The sequence below is a fragment of the Sinobacterium caligoides genome (assembly GCF_003752585.1).
Lineage (GTDB): Bacteria > Pseudomonadota > Gammaproteobacteria > Pseudomonadales > Sinobacteriaceae > Sinobacterium > Sinobacterium caligoides.
Window position 1 is genome coordinate 184,935 of the sequence record NZ_RKHR01000007.1, and the last position, 23,462, is coordinate 208,396.

At 51.4% G+C, this 23,462-nt stretch carries 16 protein-coding genes and 1 riboswitch; of the genes, 8 read left to right on the plus strand and 8 right to left on the minus strand.

Going from position 1 to position 23,462, the window contains the following annotated elements; genetic code table 11:
• Positions 1-34: 34 nt before the first annotated feature.
• Positions 35-2,290, minus strand: coding sequence for a DNA topoisomerase IV subunit A (parC, locus tag EDC56_RS17285; protein WP_123713825.1), 2,256 nt, complete (start codon positions 2,288-2,290; stop codon positions 35-37).
• A 311-nt stretch (positions 2,291-2,601) separates the two neighbouring features.
• Here parC and EDC56_RS17290 point away from each other — a divergent pair, with 311 nt between their 5' ends.
• Together EDC56_RS17290 and EDC56_RS17295 are read left to right on the plus strand one after the other, a co-directional pair.
• Positions 2,602-4,095, plus strand: a complete 1,494-nt coding sequence (locus tag EDC56_RS17290) for a SulP family inorganic anion transporter (RefSeq protein WP_123713860.1) — start codon at positions 2,602-2,604, stop codon at positions 4,093-4,095.
• Positions 4,095-4,946, plus strand: coding sequence for a universal stress protein (locus EDC56_RS17295; RefSeq protein ID WP_123713826.1), 852 nt, complete (start codon positions 4,095-4,097; stop codon positions 4,944-4,946). The genes EDC56_RS17290 and EDC56_RS17295 overlap by 1 nt, the downstream gene beginning before the upstream one ends.
• A gap of 30 nt (positions 4,947-4,976) precedes the next feature.
• Here EDC56_RS17295 and EDC56_RS17300 read toward each other — a convergent pair whose 3' ends face one another.
• Entirely contained in the window at positions 4,977-5,771 is a 795-nt protein-coding gene (locus tag EDC56_RS17300; protein ID WP_123713827.1) for a hypothetical protein, read from the minus strand.
• A 40-nt stretch (positions 5,772-5,811) separates the two neighbouring features.
• Positions 5,812-5,917, minus strand: a riboswitch (SAM-I-IV-variant riboswitch).
• 193 nt (positions 5,918-6,110) lie between these two features.
• Between EDC56_RS17300 and ppnP the strand changes: the two genes are divergently transcribed.
• Positions 6,111-6,395, plus strand: coding sequence for a pyrimidine/purine nucleoside phosphorylase (gene ppnP / locus EDC56_RS17305; protein WP_123713828.1), 285 nt, complete (start codon positions 6,111-6,113; stop codon positions 6,393-6,395).
• Between the two features lie 77 nt (positions 6,396-6,472).
• Here the strand turns inward: ppnP and EDC56_RS17310 are convergent, their stop codons facing one another.
• Positions 6,473-7,741, minus strand: a complete 1,269-nt coding sequence (locus EDC56_RS17310) for a helix-turn-helix domain-containing protein (protein ID WP_245980740.1) — start codon at positions 7,739-7,741, stop codon at positions 6,473-6,475.
• A gap of 238 nt (positions 7,742-7,979) precedes the next feature.
• Between EDC56_RS17310 and EDC56_RS17315 the strand changes: the two genes are divergently transcribed.
• Positions 7,980-10,448: a penicillin acylase family protein gene (locus tag EDC56_RS17315; RefSeq protein ID WP_123713830.1), complete on the plus strand. Its 2,469-nt coding sequence runs from the start codon at positions 7,980-7,982 to the stop codon at positions 10,446-10,448.
• Between the two features lie 110 nt (positions 10,449-10,558).
• On the opposite strand, the gene EDC56_RS17320 is transcribed toward EDC56_RS17315, so the two are convergent.
• The gene (locus EDC56_RS17320; RefSeq protein WP_123713831.1) at positions 10,559-12,643 is read right to left on the minus strand and encodes a response regulator; all 2,085 of its coding nucleotides are present in this window, start codon (positions 12,641-12,643) and stop codon (positions 10,559-10,561) included.
• Positions 12,644-12,953: 310 nt separating this feature from the next.
• Between EDC56_RS17320 and EDC56_RS17325 the strand changes: the two genes are divergently transcribed.
• Positions 12,954-13,451 carry a glutathione peroxidase gene (locus EDC56_RS17325; RefSeq protein WP_123713832.1) on the plus strand — a complete coding sequence of 166 codons (498 nt, stop codon included), beginning with the start codon at positions 12,954-12,956 and terminating at the stop codon, positions 13,449-13,451.
• On the opposite strand, the gene EDC56_RS17330 is transcribed toward EDC56_RS17325, so the two are convergent.
• From EDC56_RS17330 to EDC56_RS17340, 3 genes are all read right to left on the minus strand, one after another.
• Positions 13,452-14,996, minus strand: a complete 1,545-nt coding sequence (locus tag EDC56_RS17330; RefSeq protein WP_148059444.1) for a phospholipase D family protein — start codon at positions 14,994-14,996, stop codon at positions 13,452-13,454.
• Between the two features lie 132 nt (positions 14,997-15,128).
• Entirely contained in the window at positions 15,129-16,706 is a 1,578-nt protein-coding gene (locus EDC56_RS17335; RefSeq protein WP_123713834.1) for a peptide chain release factor 3, read from the minus strand.
• 145 nt (positions 16,707-16,851) lie between these two features.
• Positions 16,852-18,885: an alkyl/aryl-sulfatase gene (locus tag EDC56_RS17340; RefSeq protein ID WP_123713835.1), complete on the minus strand. Its 2,034-nt coding sequence runs from the start codon at positions 18,883-18,885 to the stop codon at positions 16,852-16,854.
• A gap of 119 nt (positions 18,886-19,004) precedes the next feature.
• On the opposite strand from EDC56_RS17340, the gene EDC56_RS17345 reads away from it, so the two are divergent.
• Positions 19,005-19,898 carry a LysR family transcriptional regulator gene (locus EDC56_RS17345; protein ID WP_123713836.1) on the plus strand — a complete coding sequence of 298 codons (894 nt, stop codon included), beginning with the start codon at positions 19,005-19,007 and terminating at the stop codon, positions 19,896-19,898.
• 116 nt (positions 19,899-20,014) lie between these two features.
• On the opposite strand, the gene EDC56_RS17350 is transcribed toward EDC56_RS17345, so the two are convergent.
• Positions 20,015-21,235: an argininosuccinate synthase gene (locus EDC56_RS17350; protein WP_123713861.1), complete on the minus strand. Its 1,221-nt coding sequence runs from the start codon at positions 21,233-21,235 to the stop codon at positions 20,015-20,017.
• Positions 21,236-21,523: 288 nt separating this feature from the next.
• Here EDC56_RS17350 and pyrC point away from each other — a divergent pair, with 288 nt between their 5' ends.
• Together pyrC and rnt are read left to right on the plus strand one after the other, a co-directional pair.
• The gene (pyrC, locus tag EDC56_RS17355; RefSeq protein ID WP_123713837.1) at positions 21,524-22,558 is read left to right on the plus strand and encodes a dihydroorotase; all 1,035 of its coding nucleotides are present in this window, start codon (positions 21,524-21,526) and stop codon (positions 22,556-22,558) included.
• A gap of 51 nt (positions 22,559-22,609) precedes the next feature.
• Positions 22,610-23,245: a ribonuclease T gene (gene rnt / locus EDC56_RS17360; protein WP_123713838.1), complete on the plus strand. Its 636-nt coding sequence runs from the start codon at positions 22,610-22,612 to the stop codon at positions 23,243-23,245.
• Positions 23,246-23,462: the final 217 nt, after the last annotated feature.

The following is a 23,462-nucleotide window of genomic DNA, read 5'->3' on the forward strand; positions in this document are numbered from 1 at the left end:
GCTCTAGGCCGGTTTTTTATCGCGTGAATATCAGCTAAGCACTTTCTATGGTTAGCTTATCCACTTTCTGGAAGCCTCTCGGCAACTTGTGACCACGGCGACCGCGCTCTCCTCGGTAGTGCTCAAGCTCTGCCAGTTTCATCGACAGGTGGCGCTTACCCGCGTGTACCACCAGCTTATCTTCCTCGGCGAGAATGAGCGCCGACAGCAAGAATTCATCTCGGCTCTCAACCCTTGCCGCAGGAATGCCCAGTAACTTATTGCCCTTACCCTTCGCCAGTTGTGGCAGATCGGCAACCGGGAACACCAGCATTCGCCCCTCATTGCTGAGCGCGACAACATAGCGGTTATCAACATCGTCAATCGCCACCGGAGGCAATACCTTCGCCCCCTTCGGCACACTGATAATTGCCTTACCCGCCTTATTCTTGCTCTGGAAATCGGCAAATTTGCCAATGAAGCCATAGCCGGCATCCGTCGCCATCAAATACAACTGCGAGTCCGCGCCGCTTAATACGCCCTCGAAAGTTGAGCCAGAGGGAACATTACAGCGCCCGGTTAACGGCTCACCGTGACTCCGCACAGAAGGTAAACTATGGGTGGCTACAGTATAACCTCGACCAGTGGCATCTAGGATAACAGCCGGATAATTGGTCTTGGTGTGAATAGCAAAACCGAGCTTGTCGCCCGACTTATAGTTCAGCGCCGAGGCATCGACATCATGCCCCTTACCCGCACGAATCCAGCCTTTCGCCGACAACACCACCGTCACGGGCTCGGAGCTGAGCATATCCTCTTCAGTGAAGGCCTTCGACTCGCTGCGCAGTACCAGTGGCGAGCGTCGCTCGTCGCCATAGGCCTTGCCGGCGGCAACCAACTCTTTCTTTACCAGTGTTTTCATCCGCGCGTCTGAACCGAGAATTTTCTCGATCATATCGCGCTCTTTCGACAGCTCATCTTGCTCGCCACGAATGGCGATCTCCTCAAGCTTAGCCAGTTGACGTAACTTCAAGTCCAAGATCGCATCGGCTTGAGTGTCGCTAATCCCATAGCGCTCCATCAGGACAAGCTTGGGCTTATCCTCGGTGCGAATGATATGGATTACCTCATCGAGATTTAGATAGGCAATCAACAGACCTTCTAAGATATGCAGGCGACGAAGGATCTTCTCTAAGCGATGGGTCAGACGCCTGCGCACGGTATCCTGACGGAAGCTTAACCACTCCTGCAAGATGGTCAGCAGGCTCTTCACCTTAGGTCGACCATCGATGCCGATCATGTTCATATTGACCCGATAATTACGCTCCAGGTCTGTCGAGGCAAACAGGTGATTCATCAACTGCTCGAGGTCTATACGGTTCGAGCGCGGTACAATCACCAGACGAGTCGGGTGCATGTGATCCGACTCGTCTCGCAGGTCGCTGACCATCGGCAATTTTTTTGCCTGCATCTGTGCCGCAATTTGCTCCAACACCTTCGCACCACTGGTCTGATGCGGCAGCGCGGTGACGACGATATCACCCTCCTCGACATGATAGATCGAGCGCATTTTCATGCTGCCCCGACCGGTCTCGTACATCTTTTGAATATCGGCTGCCGGGGTAATAATCTCCGCTTCTGTCGGGTAGTCCGGCCCCTTGACGTACTGACACAAGTCCGCGACCGTCGACTTCGGCTTCTCCAGCAGGTGCACGCAGGCGGCGACCACCTCGTGGACATTATGCGGTGGAATATCCGTCGCCATGCCCACTGCGATACCGGTGGTGCCATTCATCAAGACGTAAGGCAGCCGCGCCGGCAGCGTCTGCGGCTCGTCGAGTGTGCCATCAAAGTTAGGCTGCCAGGTCGCCGTGCCCTGACCCAGCTCGGCCAACAATATCTCCGCAAAACGCGACAACTTCGACTCGGTATAACGCATCGCCGCAAACGACTTAGGGTCGTCCGGCGAGCCCCAGTTCCCCTGACCATCGACGAGCGGATAGCGATAGCTAAAGGGCTGCGCCATCAACACCATCGCCTCGTAGACGGCGCTATCGCCATGCGGATGAAACTTACCGATAACATCACCGACCGTACGCGCCGACTTCTTATGCTTACTCGACGCCTTCAGGCCAAGTTCGCTCATCGCATAAATAATGCGTCGCTGCACCGGTTTTAAGCCATCACCCACATGGGGCAAGGCGCGATCGAGGATGACGTACATCGAGTAATCGAGATACGCCTTCTCGGTATATTGTTTGAGGGAAACCCGCTCAATACCATCATCGAGGGTATCGATAGTATCTGTCATGCCACTACTCTGGTTTGTTCATGAATCGACAAATGCGCAACGCTGCGCATCACGGCTTATATCAGCCTAGACGGTGCTGGCTCGCCAGCACGACTATAATTTGGTCGCAATACCTTAACAATGGCCCAAAAACAGAGCAAGGCTAGGAGATAATTAAGGCGATAAAAAAGTCGCTTTGGTGATGTTATCCCGCTAGAAAGTTGCGTTAGAGGTGCGCTAGCTGTTAAGGTCGCGCGAAAATAAACGATTAATATTCATTCACTGGCTGATCAGGGGTACCCCGCAGCTGGCTCAAGTTGTCTAAGGTTATTATGTTACTGTCTTCTACCCGCGCTGATTGGCTGGGCAATATTCGAGGCGACGTGCTCGCCGGCATTGTTGTCGCACTGGCACTGATCCCCGAGGCCATCGCCTTCTCCATTATTGCCGGCGTCGACCCTAAAGTGGGTCTCTACGCCTCTTTCTCTATCGCCGTCGTCATCGCCATCGTCGGCGGGCGCCCCGGTATGATCTCTGCCGCCACCGGCGCCATGGCGCTATTGATGGTCACGCTGGTCAAGGAGCACGGTCTACAGTACCTCTTGGCCGCGACGGTGCTCACCGGCATCCTGCAGATCGCCGCCGGCTACCTGAAGCTGGGGCAATTAATGAGCTTTGTCTCTCGCTCCGTGGTCACTGGTTTTGTCAACGCCCTCGCCATCCTCATCTTCATGGCGCAACTCCCCGAGCTCACCGATGTTACCTGGCATGTCTACGCCATGACTGCGGCAGGTCTCGGCATCATCTATCTCTTTCCCTATGTGCCTGTCATCGGTAAGGTCATCCCCTCGCCCCTTGTCTGCATTCTGAGCTGCACCGCCTTCGCGATGTTTGTTGGCTTAGATATTCGCACCGTCGGCGATATGGGTGAGCTGCCTGACACCCTGCCAGTCTTCCTCTGGCCCGAGGTTCCCGTCAACTTCGACACGTTGGCAATCATCTTCCCCTACTCTGCCGCCATGGCCGTCGTCGGCCTACTCGAATCATTAATGACGGCGACTATTATCGACGACTTCACCGACTCCACCAGCGATAAAAACCGCGAGTGCAAGGGTCAGGGCGTCGCCAACATTGCCACTGGCTTCATCGGCGGCATGGCCGGCTGCGCGATGATCGGTCAATCGGTAATCAACGTTAAATCCGGCGGTCGCGGTCGCCTATCGACGCTCATTGCCGGTACCGTACTGCTGCTGATGGTCGTCTTCCTCAGCGACTGGGTTTCAAAGATCCCCATGGCCGCACTCGTCGCAGTGATGATTATGGTCTCGATCGGCACCTTTAGCTGGAGCTCTATCACCGGTATCAAACAGTACCCCCTCTCCAGCAACATCGTGATGATCGCCACCGTGATCGTCGTGGTTTGGACCCACAACCTCGCCCTCGGGGTGTTTGTCGGTGTGCTATTGGCGGCGCTGTTCTTCGCTAACAAAATCTCTCACTTCATGTATAGCAAGACCAGCTTCGACAAGCAGACGCAAACACGGCTGTATAGCATCCACGGCCAGGTGTTCTTTAACTCTGCGGATAAATTTGTCGATAAGTTTGACTTTAAAGAAGTGGCGGAACGTGTTGTTATTGATCTCAGCAAGGCGCACTTTTGGGATGTTTCCGCGGTAGCAGCTCTAGACAAGGTGGTCTTAAAGTTCAAGCGCGAGGGTGCGCAGGTCGAGGTCATTGGACTCAACGAGGCCAGTAAGACCATCGTCGACCGCTTTGGCGTACACGACAAACCGGAAGAGATTGATCAGGTCCTAGGAGGACACTAGTGAGCAGCCCAAAAACCATACTCGCCTGCATTGACGGTTCCAAGAGCAGCACCAGCGTGTGCGATTACGCGGCCTGGATCAGCCGCTCGATCGACACACCGGTGCAACTGCTACACACCTGTAATAACGAGCAGCCTGCAGCCTCTAACCTCTCGGGCAGTATTGGTTTAGGGGCTCGCGAGAGCCTGCTAATGGAACTCGCCAACCTCGAGCAACAGCGGGCAAAGCTGATACTCGAAAACGGTAAGCAGATGCTTGCCGAGGCACAACAGCGCTGTCGACAGCTCGGCATCAACGCCACAATACTGCAACGCCATGGCGGCCTAGCAGAGACCCTGGTAGACCTCGAAGACAGCACTCGCGTATTGGTGCTGGGCCTGCGAGGCGAGGCCCACCAGGACAGCGAAGCCGGCATCGGGCACAAGCTCGAGTCTGCGCTAAGAACTCTGCATCGCCCTATGCTGGTAGTTAATCAAGACTTCGTCGAACCAAAAAACGTCATGCTGGCCTTTGATGGCAGTAGCGGCGCAGAAAAAGCCCTAGAGATGGTCTGTGCCAGCCCGCTGTTCAAAGACAGCTGCTGCCATGTGATCTTTGTCGGCAGCGGCGCCGACGGTGAAGAGCACCTACGACGCGCTCACGCACAGCTCACAGAAGCCGGTCACCAGGTCAAGAGTGCACTGCTGCAAGGCAAACTAGACGAAGCCATTGGCCACTATCAGGCCGAGTATGATATCGACATGACGGTCATGGGAGCGTTTAGTCACAGCCGTATCCGCGACATACTGCTAGGCAGCCTAACCAGCAAGGTACTGCACAACACAGCCATACCGTTACTACTACTACGCTAGAGCGCGACCACGATACGCTAGGGTACGCGCTTAAGCACTCTGCCTGCGATCGCTAACACAGGGGGCTTTCGTCTCCTGTGCCTCCTGGTCTGGCCGACCAAATCGCGGCGACAAATTAATGCCGCGAATATCTAGACCGTTGTCAGCCAACACTCGACAGCCATATTCTGCTCGCCCATATAAACCCGCCGGTAACGTCGCCAAACCTGAACAACCAACACAGAACCACGGCCCGAGCCCTTGGTCATACTGGCGCTGTGCGATCACTTGCTGGGAGAACAGCCAATCACCCGTAAAGCTCGGCCCTTGAGCTGAAGAATAGAGCAATCCTCGAGAGCGGCTCTGTAGCAACTTTGCCTCATTTTCCTCCGCACGCCCACAACAGCAACACTGCGTGGCGGGCGGACGACTAGTGGCGCTTGCTCGCGACAAGAACTCAGTGAATAGCGGTAAACGATAAACCGCATTGCGCGCCAACGGATAACGCTCAACATAGGCTGACCCTGGCACAGCCTGATCAGTCGACTGCTGCGTCAGCAATACGCTTACAGGTTTAAAGGGCTTTGCCACGCCAACGGGCACAACCGGGTCGAGGTAGACACAATGGGCGCAGTCTAGGGACTCAGCGATGCACTGGGCGCGATACTGCGCCTGCGACACCGCAACGATCAACGCAGTTTCTACCGCACCAAACGTCGGCTCCTGATCACAACATAGGTCGACAGCAATCACCCGATAGCCTTGTGCTTCGAGAGACGCTTGTGCATGAGCCGCTAAATCGTGGCCATATTCTAATAAGATGATTGTCTCGATGGTGCTGTTCATATTTCCCACTAATAACAAGGGCGAATGACAGCTGAAAGGGGGGCGCCTGATTCATTGCCAGTGCGGCCGCATCTCCAGCTAGGAAACCACCTTACCCAGACGGGGCAGGTTGGTGCGGGGAATCACCCCCTCTCTTGATGCTTAACTCTCTGATCGTTATTCGATCAGTTGTTGATATCTTAATAGAATACCAGCCCTATGGCACTTGATTTAAGTCATCAACAAGATGACGATTCGGTAACTTTGTCGACATTCAGCACAACTGCTGAACATGCACGGCAAGCTAATCTATGGCATTATTTGCGATAGAAGAACAACACTATAACCTTGGGAAGCCGTATGTTTAAAACCAACGAATATTTTGCGGGTAACGTTAAGTCGATCGCCTTTCAAACCGAGACACTCGCTGCCACCATCGGTGTCATGGCCGCTGGCGACTATGAATTTGCCACGGCTCAGCGCGAATACATGACCGTCACCAGCGGCCGTCTAGCCGTTACCCTGCCAGATAGCGCAGCCAGCCAAACCTTCGTCGAGGGAGAGACGTTTATCGTCGAGGCGAACAAGCGCTTTCAAGTGAAGGCCGTCGTTGAAAGCAGCTATCTCTGTAAGTACGAGGATTAAGCCCTAACGCTTACAGCAAGGGAGAAAGCAGGTAGCTTCGCCGAGCCGATACTCGGCGATAAGTATAAAACGCCACCCTACCCCGTCAGCGGAAGCTGCCTGAAGGATTTTTTATATTGACTGGGGGTCTGTCGCGTCTGTCGTTTAAACTCGCCGTAAAAGACCGATTTACTATTGTAGCCCACCTCGTAGGTGATCTCGGCTATCGTCAGCGTACTCTCTGCCAATAGCCGCTTGGCCTCTTCAATCCGGTAACAGTGTACCAACTGAAAGTAGCCCCCTTGATAGTGCTGATTAATGGCGTGCGATAGATGGTGTGTCGAGGTGTCGAGTTGCTGCGCCAACTTGCCTAGGGATAACTTCGAATCCTTATAATTGCCGTCCTCCATCAGCCGAGTTAACCGCCGCACTAAAGCATCGGCCGCCTTTTCCGTCACCGAAGAACGATACGACTTCACGGCCACCGGGGCAGCCGTATTACTTGCTCCCTTATTTGTACCGCTATGACCTGTAGCCCCCTTACTGGCAGTGTCTTTATTAACGCTATCGTCACTAGCAGCCGCAACATCCACCACCGGTAAAATAGCAGCGCTCGCCACCCCCCGCGCTATCGCTCCCAATGTTTTATCGACCCGTTGATGATATAGATAGAGCCCACTGGTGGCGATCGCCAACATCCCCGTCAACAGGCTCAACAAGCCGGTCATGCTATGTGGCAAACGCACAATGATGAAGACGACCAAGACAGCGACAGCACTACCAAAGAGCAACAAAAGCTTTCTGACAGCAACATTAAACAACGCCTCGCTATCAGCTTGTAGCTGTAATTCACGCCAACCGAGCTGCAAATAGAAGAGACCGAAGATGGCCCAGACAGCCAATCTGGTCGAGCGTGTCGGCGTCATCGACAAGGGCCATGCGACGTCTTGCCCCTGGTTAATAGAATGGAAGAAGGCTTGCTTATCAGCTAAGCTAAGACCGCTATAAGGCAACATCAGCAACAAATAAAGCAACGGCAACACGAGGTGAAGCAGGTCGCGCCGCGCCGCGTGCTGGCTCAATATGGATTTGAGGTAGAGAAACAAGAACACCGGAATCGCGGCACCAAGCGGTGCGGAGAAGGTCACAATATAATAGTAACTGCCGGGCGTGATCAGGCCCCCGCTTTCGCTGGCGAAATGGTAGACCGCCAGCTCACCGATTATCGTCAAGTAGGCGAGCATCAACATGACCAAACACGCTTTACGCTGACCGCGGTATTGCCGATTAAAGAGCGCGTGCGACACCGTGGCAATAGAAGCAGAGGCAGCCAGCAGCAGAGTCACCGCTATCGCTATTATCATCATCAATTGATACATCTTATTAAAATTACTAGCGCTAACATTAGCGTAATTTAACCCGCGAGTACATTGCCCGCGGGCTTCACTAATTGATTGTAATGTCAGCGCATAAAATAAGTTCGGATGGGTCGGATAGGACGATTTTAAGCCATCGAACTGACACCCTGAGCTTGCTTTATATTGGAGCTGGAGCAGACCGTATAAGGACCTAATAAGAACGAAGACAAGAGTTTTGGAGCAAGTAATGACGATAACAAAAACACCGACCACGCGATTTCTACCCGGTGCGATCGCAATCGCGATCGCAATCGCCCTCGCAGGGTGCGGCAGCGATGGTAGTAACTCCCCGAGCAATACGCCCGAGAATAATACCCCATCAGACAATACCTCCGACGATAACAGCACCCCCAGCACCGACACAGCGCTGATCGAATACACCTCCTACGGCGTACCCCATATCAGTGCTAGTAATATTCGCTCGCTCTACTACGGTCAGGGTTATGCCCATGCACAGGAAAACATGTGTACGTTGGCCAAAGAAATTATCGGTGTGCGCGCCGAACTGGCGAAGACTTTCGGTGCCGGTTATAAAGACAGCAATGTCAACGCCGACTTCGCCACACAGGCTCTCGGCATTTACCCGAACGCGGAAAAGGCCGTCAAGACCCTCGACGAACAAGACGCGGAGACCCTGACCGGTTATGTCAACGGTTTCAACCAGGCAGTCGCCGATAAGAACGGTGTCTACCCCTCGCCCTGTAGTGGCGACAACGCCTACCCCATCCCCACCGTCACGGTCACCGACCTCTACGCTTACCACCTCAAGCTGGCACTGTTTGCCAGCGGCTCCGCCCTAGCCTCACAAGTGGCTACTGCCACCTTACCCGCCCCCCAACAAGTTACCAGCCTCAGCAGCTTCAACACCGAGCTGAACGAGATCACCAAGAACAATCAAGAACTCGGTAGCAATGGCTGGGCACTCGGTAAGGATAAGACTGAGTCCGGCCACGGCATGCTGCTATCAAACCCCCACTTCCCCTGGAGCGGTTCGCTGCGCTTTGTCGAGAACCAACTCACGATCGATGGTGAGCTCAACGTTACCGGCGTCAGCTTTGTCGGCGTACCGGGGGTGTTAATTGGCTTCAACGACAACATCGCCTGGACCCATACCGTCTCCCAATCCAAGCGTTTCACCGCCTACCACTTGACGCTAAAAGACGGCGACCCTACCCAGTACAAGTACGATGACGAATATCGCCAAATGTCGTCACAAGAGTACACGGTACAGGTACTCCAGGCAGACGGCAGCCTACAACCGCAGACCCGCACTCTGTACAGTTCACACTATGGACCAATTATCGGCTGGAAAGATGGCGCACAGACCTATCGCGACGCCAACCAGGGCAATGAAAACATGGTCAAACAGTGGCTGGCGATGAATCGTGCCAGTAATTTAGCCGAGTTCGAGCAGGCCTTCGCCGACTATCAGGGCATTCCCTGGGTCAATACCATGGCCGCCGACAAGTCTGGCACGGCTTACTTCATCGACGGTTCTCGTACCGCCAACCTACTTCCTCAAGTCGACATGACGGTGAAACAGCTGCTATCGACGCCTCCCCAGACAGACGAAGCAGTGGCGATGCAATACTCATGGCAGGAGGGGCGCGGCCAATTAATACTAGATGGCAGCAACTCGATGTTCGAGTGGGTCGATACCGGCACCACCCCTGTTGAAGGTGTTGTGCCCTTCGAAAAAGCACCACGACTCACTCGCAGCGACTACGTCTTTAATGCCAACAGCAGCCCGTGGCTGACCAACCTCGACGCGCCGATCGAAGACTTTTCCATCGTCTATGGCCCAGCTGACAGCATTCGCAGCCCGCGCACCCGGATGAATGCGGTGCTGCTGCAAGAGGCCTCCGCCAACGGTGTCTCCGGCGCAGACGGCAAGTTCAACCTCGAGGAGCTGAAGTCTGTCGTCACCGGCGAGCGCGGCATGTCGAGCGAACTACTGAAGGACGAGCTCAGCGAGCGCTGTAGCGCCGTCAACAAGGTCGTTGTCGACGGCACGACGATAGACATCACTACCGCCTGCCAGCTGCTCAGCGAGTGGGACGGTCTCTATCGCAACGACAGTGTCGGTGCACCGATCTTCCGTGAATTTTTGAAAAGCTACTATAAGGTAGGTGAGCGCTGGTTATCGGCAGACCTGTTCGAGACTCCTTTCGATCCTGCTAACCCTGTTGCGACGCCCTCCGGCCTCAAGCTGATCGATGACACGACATTGGTCGACGAAGATCCGGCGTTAATCGCACTCGGCAAGGCCGTGCAAACCTTACAGGCAGCAAATATCGCCCTCGATACACCGCTGAAAGAGGTTCAGTATGCGATAAAAGGTGAGGAGCGCATCGCCATTCCCGGTGGTGGTGGCCTAGAAGGTGTCTTCAATATCAATAGCTCTGGTTCTTTACCTGTGACCAACAGCAACTACGTCATTCGTAGCGGTGCCAGCTGGGTGATGGCCTTAGAGTTTACCGAAGATGGCCCGAAGGCTGATGCCTTTCTCACCTACAGCCAATCACACGACCCTGAGTCACCACACTACGCTGACCAGACGCGCCTGTTCTCTCGTGGCGAATGGCGCCCAGTCATCTTTACCAAGGAGGCGATTGCCAACGACCTAGTTGACAGCATAACGCTGACAACACATTAACCCCTTGGGCGCGGCGAGTGATGATCGTCGCGCCTTTTAAATCTATCTTGTTAGTTTTTACTTTAGACTTAGACCTGTTTTATTATTTTCGAGAAACAGTTTTTATCATTTCAAAACTCGACGTTATTTTTCGCCGCAGGACGCTTATTCAACCAGTACAATAGCTTTTTCATCAGTATCTTTTTACGCACCGGCTTTTTAATAAAGTCATTCATGCCCACCGCAATACAGCGCTCAGTATCAAATTCCATGGCGTTCGCCGTCACCGCAATAATCGGCACCTCCGCACCAGCCTCATAGCCCGCACGAATTCTCTTGGTGGCCTCAAAACCATCCATCTCTGGCATCTGACAATCCATCAACACAATGGAAACCGCATAACGATCCATCACCGACAACGCCTCAATACCGTTGTCAGCCGTTAACACCTCGTAGCCAAGCTTCGTCAACATGCCCTTGAGCACCAACTGATTGACGTAGTTATCTTCGACGATGAGAATCGGCGCTATATTACCCCGGTTTTGAACGATAACTTCTGGCTCTGCTTCTAGCGCTTGCTTCTGAGCCGGTCTCAACGGCACAGACAGTGTAAACGTGCAGCCGATCACTTCTTCGCTCTCATAGCTCAACTCGCCTCCCATGATATTGGCGAGTTGCTGACAGATACTCAGGCCAATACCCAAACCACTGTAGCGTCGATCACAGCCCGCATCCTGCTGTTCAAATGCATTAAAGACACTCTGCTTGTCCGTCGCTTGAATCCCCACACCGGTGTCTGTCACACTAATCACGGCCGTTAGATCTGTCTCCGCTGGCAAAACATCTAGCCTTACAACAACCGAGCCATGATCGGTAAACTTAACCGCGTTGTCGATGAGCTGACTGATAATTTCCCGCAGCTTTTTCACGTCACCCAGCACACAAAGCTGATCAGCCTGATCAATAAAAAGCTGTAGGTTAATACCCTTGCGCTGCGCCCTTTCCTCGTAGCGCTCACACAGATCCACAATCAGCTCACGGAGATTAAACTGTGATTCTTTCGCACGTACCGCTCCCGATTGCAGTTCCGCAAACGATAGCAGCTTATCCAGCAACCTCGTCATATCCTCTGCCGAGCTATTGGCCAACTGAAGATATTTCTCTCGCTCAACACGGTCAGGATTATCAGGCGTCAATATATCGATAGCAGCCACAACACCGTTCATCGGTGTGCGTAACTCATGGCTGATTGCCGCGAGAAATTGATTTTTTAATTTATTGCTTTGCTCATAGGCTTTTAGCTCATTGTCCTTAGCTTTTAGCGTAGAGGTCAACAAGTAACGATGTCGCTGATGGCTTATCGCCAGCTTATCTGCCAAGCAAAAACCAAACAACAGTACCTCGGCGACAACACCAATCACCAGCGCCTGATAGCTATACTCGTTAAGCAGCAGTAGCCCATCCTCGACCATCTCACTGACGACAAAACCCACCACAGCACAAAGAACCGCAACAAATAAATATTTTGCTCCCGCTATTTTCTGCTGCACACCGAAACCGACGAGAAACATCGATAGAGCTACAAATAAACTATAAATAACCGGCAACATGATCTTCAGAGCTGCGGTGGATTGAAAAGGCATAACGACCGCTAACGCCAAGCTAACGCACAGCAAAACACACAGGCTAATATAGAGATTGGGCTGAGTTGTCCTGCTCTTCATATACGAGGATATGAACAGCACATGCACGGCCAACACCAATAATTTCAACCAGGCCAACAGTAACGGGTAAACACTTTCCGCATGATCATTAACAAGCCAGCCAAGCAACGAATAGTCTCGACACAAAACAAGAAGCACAACGAGAAAGATATAGGTAACAAAATATAACTGACTACTTCTACGCAAACGCAAGCCAATAAAAAGATAAAAGCAAAAAAATGAAAAAAGCACACCATAAAGTATCGACTGAAAAGAGACACTGTTTGCCGCCCCCATCTCAACCTCAACTGGCAGCACATTACTGTCTTTCAATATCAGCATCGAGTCGTTAAAGACATCACCACCGAAAACCTCAGGCGACACCGTCACCAGCGAAAGCACGAGCTGCCCGACGCCATCACCAACAGCTGAGCTCAAAGAAAAAAAAGACAGCAATGCCACTAGCGCTGGCACTAATATTCCAGAACAGCTGGCCAGCCTTTTCATACTCATTTAACCCTCCTCTGCCTCGCCACAGAATTGGAGCAATCGTCGCAAAAGTAAAAGCACGATAGCCGGCGGGATAGGTCTACTTCACAGGACTTTTAACTCTGATATTATCATTGCGACAACGAACTGGCGACGCGGCCAACGATACCTGCACATCGTTTAATTATAGCTGGATCCGGGATAAAGCTTAGTTGGTTTTGTTATATCTAGACGATCTATGCTTATACAGCTAACGCTTTCTAATGATGACCGTGCAACGACTCATATTTCATGTTTTAATTTATGCTAATAAATAATTATAAGGAGATTCTCAATGAGCGACAGTATTTATGACTTCAGCGTCAGTAAGGCCGACGGCACCAGCAGCACACTAAGCGAATACCAAGGTAAAGTATTGTTAGTGGTTAACACCGCAAGTAAGTGTGGGCTGACACCTCAATTCTCTGGCCTCGAGGCGCTCAACCAAAAATATGCTGAGCGGGGGCTGCAAGTTATCGGTTTTCCCTGTAATCAATTTGCACAACAAGAGCCAGGTACAATGGAGGAGATTTCTAGCTTTTGCCAATTGAACTATGGCGTCACATTCCCCATGTTAGCCAAGGTTGACGTCAATGGTACGCAGGCCGAGCCACTGTTTAAATTCCTCCGCCAGCAAGCAAAAGGCCTGCTCGGCAGCACCACGATAAAATGGAACTTTAATAAGTTTTTGATCAGCAGAGATGGCTCACAGATAACACGCTACGCACCAGCCACGAAGCCAGAAGCTTTAGAGGCGGCCATTGAGGCGCTACTCGAACAACCGCAGCCTTAATTAAAGCTGCGATTGAACCGGTAATAGCTCAATAAAATCTGCGAAGAAGCGTTGCCAAAAATGTGTTTTCGGCTCGTTTTTATACTCGATTAACACACCGCCCTCAAGTGTTCGCCAACGGAGCTTACCCTCTTTATTGAGATAAACTTGGTAACTGTTTTTCAGCGACCGACCTTGCGCCATGTATTCAGCAAGCTGGGCGTTCAAGGCTTCACTATAGATCAACAGACCAATTTCAGTATTAATATTGGCCGACCGAGGGTCTAGGTTATAGCTACCGACAAACACTTTGTCATCATCGATGACCAGGGCCTTAGTGTGCAGGCCAGCTTTAGATGCACCCAGCGCGACGCTCCAGGCTTTGCGTATCTCTTCCGAATCGGGCCGCAACTCATGGACCTCCACTCCCTCTCGTATTAATGCTTCGCGAAATTCTGCATATCCGGCATGCGCAGCGATCACATCGTTAGAGGCCAGGGAATTGGTCAGCACCCGTATATCGACACCATCATCGATCAATTTGGCAACATTAGCCACCGTATCACCGCTGGCAACAAAGTAGGCCGATTCAATATAAACTCGCTGTCGCGCCTGCAATAACCTCTCAGTCATTAATGAGGCAATACCATATTCGGCACTCTCACCCTCAATGGACTCTGGCCGGTCATAGACAACCTCAGCCTTAGCCCAGACAAAGGCCTCTTCATAATCAGCCAGTAGCGCCTGCAGCTTATCGAGGTCGTCGGTTAGCGAATAGGGATAAGGCTTCTTTTCCAGAGCCTTGGTCAACTTCTCTTCTAAATGAGCACCATCATGCTGGCTATCGATAGCGACAAGTTTTTCCGCCGGCAACGCATAAGGCCCGTTCCAAAATTCATCGAAGGTATCGGAGATCTGCTCGACTATCGGTCCTGCTGCGACGACATCAAGGTCTCGAAAGTTAGCCTGTGGATTGACCGCGAAATAGTGATCGCCAATATTCCTGCCGCCAACAATCGCTATCGCGTTATCCACTGCCAGCACTTTGTTGTGCATGCGGTGATTAATGCGAGAGAAGTCCGTCATAGCATCGAAAAGGTGTGATTCACGATTAGCAAATGGATTGAATATTCTAATTTGAATGTTTGGATGACTGTTCATCGCGGCCAATACGCGATCATAACCCTGCATATTGTTGTCATCCAACAACAAACGTACCCTCACCCCTCGGTTAGCCGCCCGAATCAGCTCCCTCGCCAGAATCATACCGGTGGTGTCGGCCTCCCAAATATAATACTGCAAATCCAGGCTCTTCTCCGCCATTCTGATCGCCAGCATACGACTGGTAAATGCCGATCGACCAGAGCGCAGCAAGGTAAAACCCGACTGCCCCGCATGCCTGCGACTCTGCTCCTGCACCGAGCGGCCCATTGGAGTCTCCTCCGGCAGAACGGTGACATAGGACGCCTCTTTCAATACATGTTTAGGCAGGCTCGAACAGCCCCCTAATAACAACAACATAATAGCTGGCACCACGGCTGTCAGTAAGCGGTCTTTAACGGTCATCAGTGCATCCACGTTGTTATCGTCTTATTGGCTATTCTTCACCAGCAGCGCCCGACCGGCAAGTCGATCTATCAAACTCCAACCTACCAGCGAAAAAAAACCCGCTAGTGCGGGTTCAGTATAGTCGATCGATTAATGTTCTCGTGTCGACCTAAAGTCGACCTCAGGGTAACGCTCCTCCGCGAGCGCTAAGTTCACTCGTGTCGGCGCAAGATAAGTTAAATGACCACCGCCATCGATCGCCACATTGTCATTCGCCTTACGCTTAAGCTCCGCCAAGTGCTCCTCACTACCCTCCACCCAACGTGCAGTGTAGACGTTCACTGGCTCGTAGATGGCTTCAACCTTGTATTCATCCTTCAAGCGGTAGGCCACCACCTCGAACTGCAGCACCCCTACTGCGCCGACAATGATGTCGTTATTGCGCGTTGGGAAGAACACCTGAGTAGACCCCTCTTCCGAAAGCTGCTGCAAGCCCTTCTGTAGCGCCTTCATCTTCAAAGGATCTTTAAGGCGTATACGGCGGAATAGCTCCGGTGCAAAGTGTGGAATGCCCGTATATTTCAGCTCCTCACCCTGGGTGAAGGTATCACCAATTTGAATACTGCCATGATTGTGCAGGCCAATAATATCACCCGACACCGCCTCTTCGACTAATACACGCTCACCGGCTTTAAAAGTCACCGCATCGGCAATTTTAACGTCTTTGCCGGTACGGACATGTTTCATTTTCATGCCCTTACTGTACTTGCCTGAACACACTCGCATAAAGGCAATACGGTCACGATGCTTGGGATCCATATTTGCCTGAATCTTAAAAACGAAGCCACTGAATTTTTCTTCCGTTGCCGCCACGGTACGCTGGGCAGTATCACGATCCAAGGGGTTAGGCGCCCATTTGACGAAGTCGTCAAGCATCTCTTTAACGCCAAAGTTAGCCATGGCAGTACCGAAGAAGACGGGCGACTGCTGACCGGCGAGATAATCGTCTAAATTAAACTCGTGTGATGCACCGCGGACCAACTCTAGCTCTTCAACGATGTCATCGTAGTAGATACCGAGGTACTCCTTCGCCTCGTCACTGGCAAGCCCCTGGATGCGAATATCATCACCGAGAACAAAGTTTTTGCCCTGCTCAAACACATGAATCGTGTCTGTGTATAAGTTGTACACACCCTGGAATTCCTTGCCCATGCCCAGCGGCCAGTTAATCGGCGCGGCAGCAATACCGAGCACCTCTTCCACTTCGTCAAGCAACTCAATCGGCTCGCGGATATCACGGTCCAACTTATTCACAAAGCCAATAATGGGTGTGTCACGAAGGCGACAGACATTCATCAGCTTGATCGTGCGATCCTCGACACCTTTCGCCCCGTCGATGACCATCAACGCCGAGTCGACAGCGGTCAGCGTACGATAAGTATCTTCAGAGAAGTCTTCGTGGCCCGGTGTATCGAGCAAGTTCACCGTACAGCCGTTATAGGGAAACTGCATGACGGACGAGGTAACAGAAATTCCACGCTCCTGCTCCATGCTCATCCAATCCGATGTCGCATGACGGTCTGCCTTTTTGCCCTTCACAGAACCGGCAACCTGGATGAGGTTACCTAAAAGAAGAAGCTTTTCTGTAATCGTTGTCTTACCCGCATCGGGGTGAGATATGATCGCAAAAGTACGGCGCTGACTAATCTGGTCTGTTAACGTGCTCATACAAGGTAATCCACAGGGTGAAAAGAGCGGCATTATACTGATTTATCCCGCTAAATCACAGATCCATTTATCCCACGAGAAGCCATACCAATAAAAAGGCCGACAGCTGCCGACCTTTTCAAGCAAACCGATCTAGTCCGTATAGTTAATAGAACTTAGCATCAACCTCCTGGCCTTTTAGCGGGCGCGGTACAATCTCAAAACTCTCATCAAATTCTACAGAAGCCGCCTTAAGCTTGCTAAAAACAGACTCATCACCCTGAATCATCACCGCACCAGAAGCCTTTAATTTCTCGATGCTTTGACGACCACTCAACAGTGTCGCTATATCCTTTTTAATGGCCACAATCGTCGTATCCGCCATATGCTTCTCTCGTACTAGGCCGTTACTTAAGTTGCCATTAGACATCTCAACATAATGAATCTCATTGAGGTCCGGTATGATGATATTCATGCTAAATGGGGTCTTGGCAGCCTTCTTGGCATCTATTTTAACTGCGATATAATCCAACAGGTTAGTCACGCTCATTTCTGACAACACATCAGTAGAGGCGGACTTCGGTGCCCCTGGCATGGTCCCCACTCGCAACTCTTGCGCCGCAGTTAAATAACTGTTCCTCCAGCCCATGGTCTCTGATTGGTAGCCGAGTTGCTCGTAGGTGTTTGCCAATAGCCTTCTCGCCTCTCTATTCTTCGGCTCGGCTATCACCGCCTTGTTTAATACCGTCGCTACCCAACGATAGCGCCCCTGTTCGAAATCGACTGTCGCTTTGGCTACAACGTTATTGACACCGCCCATATATTCGACAAACTTCTTCGACTCCTTGGCCGTTGGTAGCGGGTCTAGATTTGCCGGGTTCATATCGTAGTAGCCAAGATACATGTTATACACAGCCTTCGCATTATGACTGTATGAGCCATGGTAGCCGTTGGTGTGCCACGCCTGCTGAATAGATTGAGGTAGCGCATCTACGAGGGCATCACCGATGTCTTGCAATACGACACCGCTATTGGCTAAACGCAGGGTCTGATTGTGCACAAAACCATAATTATCACGCTGCATTTTCATAAAATCGAGCACCTCCTCATTCCCCCAGACCGGCGATGAGTGTGCGCTGAAAACAACGTCAATATCGTTGCCCCAGGCATTTATCATCTCGTTAATATCTTTAGACCATTTCAGCGCATCACGAACCTTAGCTCCACGTAAGGTATAGATATTGTGCATGCCGTGGTAAGTCAGCTCACCGCTCCACAGCGCTCCCATACTGGGGATAAACGTCGTCATGCCCGATGGCGCTTCGGTACCTGCCGCATCCATAAAGATCATCTCAAGACCATCGACAGAATAAGTCTCAAACTTGCCTTCGCTATTAAAAGTATAATCCGGGGCAACGTAGGTAATCTCTCCCTGGGAAAGCCCTTTACCTAAACCCGCATCGACGATGCCGTGACGATGCGCACCTAAGGTCGCCCCGTATTGATAGGCTGCACGCCGAGACATTGCATTGCCTGCGAGCACGTTCTCATCAACGGTCTCTTTAGTAATATTATTTGAGCCGTATACACGCACACCGGGAAACATTTCTTTAATCCCCCGTGAACCACCAAAATGATCGGCATGGCTGTGTGAGTAGATCATCGCCACAATAGGCAAATCCCCGCCCTCGGGCACGTTGTTAAGGAAGAATTCGGTTGACGTTTTCGCCGCTTCCTTGGTCAATAGTACATCGTAAACAATCCAGCCCGTCTTGCCGCGGATAAAGGTAATATTAGACAGATCCGTGCCCCGCACCTGATAAATACCCTCTCTAACTTGATACAGACCAGCGGCCGTATTGTTCAGCTGTGCCTGACGATATAGTGATGGGTTAACAGTCTCACTGATATAGTCCTGACTGATAAAATCATAGTTATCACGGACTATCTTCGCCGATGCGACATCCAGGGGCACGATCAACCCTCTCTTATTTCGTGCAAATGCGACTCGATCATCCCAGTTGAGTGTGCTTGAAAACTGGTCGTTCGAGGCAATAGTCGCCGCAGTAGCCGGCATACCACCGCCTGTACTCAAGTCCCCGTGGACATGATCATGGTCATGAGCGGCGGCCTGCAGCGGCGCAGAAATAACGATGGCCATAGCAATGATTGATTTCTGAACGCTTAGTTGTTTTTTCATACTTGCCCCTGAGAATTGCAATCAATATTAAATGGATGAAGTTACTATAGGGGGTTAACACATAACTTGAAATAAAGTAATATATGCTTCCTACATAACAAAAATCTATGGGTTAATTGATGACTGACAGCCTGAACCTCAATTTACTGACCATCTTCTTAGAGGTATACCGCCTGCGCTCGATCACCCTGGCAGCAGAGTCGCTAGGGCTAACCCAACCTGGAGTCAGTGGCGCCTTAAAACGATTAAAACAGCAGCTCGGCTGTGAACTCTTTGTCCGTGAGGGGCGAGGGATATCGCCAACAAATGCCGCACAGCAGCTTGCCCAGCAAATCGAACCGGCATTAAACAACCTTGAATTTGCCCTCGGCAATTTTAGAAATTTTGATCCGCGTAAGGGCCGGGTATTTGAGGTTTTTGTCAACGAGCCCATGATGAGCATGTTACAACCTCTCGTCGAGCAGGATGAAGGGATGGGCAACTGTTCTATCCGCTTCAATTTAGCGCCAAACGATGAGGACGAGTTACTTTATAAATTGAACCTGCAGCAAGCCGACCTCGCCATCGATATCGGTCAAATCAGCAGCCAGTCCTATCATTCCAAACCATTATATAGCGAAGAGCTAGTAGTTGTTTGCAGTAACGATCATCCTCGAATAACCGGTAGCTTAAGTTCTGAAGAGTATTACCACGAGCAACACATCACAGTTAAGGTCAGGCGAAGCAAACTATATACCGCCGACTATTTCGCCGAAGAGTCTATGCTACAAAGAAAGATAAGCTGTGAAAGTCACTCCTTGATGTCGATGATGGGCTTAATCGCCAATAGCGAGTGTATCGGTTTTATGACCTCTACTTTTGCTAACCAATATGCCGATAAACTCGGCCTGCAAATCTTAAACTCGCCCTTTGAAACAAAGCCTGTCGTGCACACCATGTTTTGGCACAGCCGTAACAACAACGACCCGGCTCAAAATTGGTTACGAGACAAGTTATCCGGGTTATTGGTCTAGCTTGTATTCAGCACTCCTAGAACTCGTTACAACCGACACACCTACTGCATCGATAAACCTCAGCCACAAAAAAACCCGCTTAGCGGGTTTTTCAAAGTGTCACTTAACAACAGAGCCTATAGGTTATTTCGGCCCTTATTAGCAGCGATACGCAGGCGCAGCGCATTCAGCTTAATGAAGCCCGCGGCATCCTTCTGATCGTAGGCACCGGCATCGTCTTCGAAGGTGGCTATCGACTCATCAAACAAGCTGTTTTCAGACTTACGTCCTACCACGGTAACGTTACCCTTATAGAGCTTAAGGCGTACTCGGCCGTTAACAAACTCCTGTGACTCATCAATCATCGTCTGCATCATCTTGCGCTCAGGACTCCACCAGTAACCGTTATAAATCAGCTCGGCGTACTTGGGCATGATGCTATCTTTAAGATGCGCTACCTCACGATCCAGAGTGATTGACTCGATCGCACGGTGCGCACGCATCATGATGGTACCACCCGGTGTCTCGTAACAGCCGCGAGACTTCATACCCACATAACGGTTTTCGACAATATCCAAGCGGCCAATACCGTTGGCGCCACCGACTTCATTCAGGTAGGTCAGTACCTCAGCCGGCGTCATCGCCTTGCCATCGATGGCAACGATATCGCCGCGCTGGTAATCTAGTTCAAGATAGGTCGCAGTATTCGGTGCCTCCTCTGGAGAAACACTCCAACGCCACATGTCCTCCTCTGCCTCAGCATAAGGGTCCTCTAAAAGACCGCCCTCATAGGAGATATGTAACAGGTTGGCATCCATCGAGTAAGGCGACTTCTTTTTCTTGCTATCGAAGTCAACAGGGATGTTGCGCTCTGCACAATAAGCCATTAATGTCTCACGAGAAGTGAGGTCCCACTCACGCCAAGGCGCGATGACTGCGACACCAGGCTTCAGTGCGTATGCCCCCAATTCGAAACGAATCTGATCATTACCTTTGCCAGTAGCACCGTGGCTTATCGCATCGGCTCCCACCTCATTGGCAATCTCGATCATACGCTTAGCAATCAACGGGCGGGCGATAGAGGTACCGAGTAGGTACTCACCCTCGTAGATTGCATTGGCGCGGAACATTGGGAAGACATAGTCACGAACAAACTCTTCACGCAGATCGTCGATATAAATTTCCTTCACACCCAGAGCTTCAGCTTTAGCACGGGCGGGCTCAACCTCTTCCCCCTGACCGATGTCGGCAGTAAACGTTACTACCTCACAGTTATAAGTCTCTTGTAACCATTTTACGATTACCGAGGTGTCGAGACCGCCGGAATAGGCGAGTACTACTTTTTTTATATCTGACATATCTATTTCCGCGTTGAGTTTGCTAGCGAAACTGCCAATGGCCAAATCTTAGCTAGCGTGCAATGATTGATCGTTATTCTAAACGGAGTTGCACTAAATTTCATCCTGTAGCAGCCGCTCGCCGGCTTATTGTTGATGTTACAACACTGCTCTCCGTTAAACGCAACACACACACCCTCTCTGTTTTATCTAAACTCACTGCTACCACCACGATAGCAGTAAGCGTTTCTTTAGAAAATCTGCCAAATCGAGTAATATGCAGCGCACATGTACCGCTGAGAATGAGCAATGACCGAACTAATTATTACCCGGCCTGATGACTGGCACCTGCATTTACGTGATGACTTGTCCCTGCGTAGCACTGTCCCGGATACTGCACGTATCTTCTCCCGCGCCATCGTAATGCCCAATCTCACACCGCCGATCGTCAACACCACGATGGCCGAAGCATACAAAAGCCGTATAGATCGCTATGCGAGCAATGATTTCACACCGCTGATGACGATCTACCTCACTGACAAAACCTCACCACAAGACATACGAGAGGCCAAACAGAGTGGTATCGTCTATGCGGCAAAACTCTACCCGGCCGGCGCCACTACCAACTCCGACTCAGGGGTTAGCGCCATCGAAAAGATCTTCCCGGCTCTTGAGGCTATGGAGGAAGTAGGGTTACCTTTGTTGGTACATGGGGAGGTTACCCATCAAGATATTGATATCTTTGACCGTGAAAAAGCCTTTATCGATAGCCACCTCACGACCATTGTTAACCGTTTTAGTCGACTACGTGTTGTCCTCGAGCACATTACCACTGCCGACGCCGCCGAATTTGTCCGTACCCATGGCGACCTTGTTGGGGCGACTATCACCCCGCAGCACCTCTTATTTAACCGTAATCATATGCTGGTCGGCGGTATCAAGCCGCACTATTACTGCTTGCCCATATTGAAACGAAATACTCACCAAACGGCCCTCATCGAGGCTGCCATTAGCGGTGATAAAAGCTTCTTCTTAGGCACTGACTCTGCTCCACACACTACAGGTATGAAAGAGCAAAGCTGTGGCTGTGCAGGTTGCTATTCCGCCTTTGCAGGACTCGAGCTTTACGCAGAAGCCTTCGATGCAGCAGGCGCAATCGACAAGCTAGAAGACTTCGCTAGCCACTTCGGGCCAGACTTCTACCAACTGCCGCGCAATCAGCAAAAAGTCAAGCTAACCAAAGACAGCTGGACCGTGGCTGAACAGCTACCTCTCGGTGACCAACAGCTAACCCCATTAATGGCAGGCGAACAGCTTCACTGGCGCGCGACAGTCATCAAGTGATTCGACAAGGACTTCTTTGTGAGCGAAAGTAAAACCAAACTCAAGACCCCCATGGCTATGCGCTTTAGGGGCTTCCTCCCCATCATCGTTGATGTAGAGACCGGCGGCTTCAATGCCAAGACCGATGCACTGCTACAAATCGGTGCAACAATGGTGCAGATGGATAACCAGGGCTACTTACATAAGGATAAAACCTACTTTTACCAGGTAGAGCCTTTTAAGAACGCCAATATAGAACAGGCGGCCCTCGACTTCACCGGCATCGACCCCTTCCACCCGCTGCGCGGAGCCCGCACCGAGGACGAGGTGTTGAAAGAGTTCTTTCAGCATGTACGCCAAGCGGTCAAGGAATCGGGATGTACTCGAGCCGTGCTCGTCGGACATAACGCCGCCTTCGACCACAACTTTATGATGGCCGCAGCCGAGCGCTGCGATATCAAACGAAACCCTTTCCACCCATTCTCAAACTTTGACACTGCCACCCTCGCCGGCTTTGTCCTCGGCCATACGGTGTTAGCAAAAGCCTGTTCACTGGCCGGTATTGAGTTCGACAACGCCGCAGCACACGCAGCCGACTACGACGCAGAACGCACTGCCGAACTCTTTTGCCTGATGGTTAATCGTTGGAAAAATCTCGGCGGTTGGGACCTCGCCGTCAGGGCCAATAAACTACAAAAGAATGATTAACAGGTACGCGACACTCTGACAGGGCTTCAAAATAGTCCTGTTCGCCTTTCTCGATATCACCTCTTCCCCTCCCTTGTAACACCGATGACAGCTCGTCTTCTCTCTCCTAGAGTACCTTTATCCAGGCATAAAAAAACCCCGTAAGCGTTAGCTTACGGGGTTTTAGCATAAGAGCCTGACAATGACCTACTCTCACATGGGGAAGCCCCACACTACC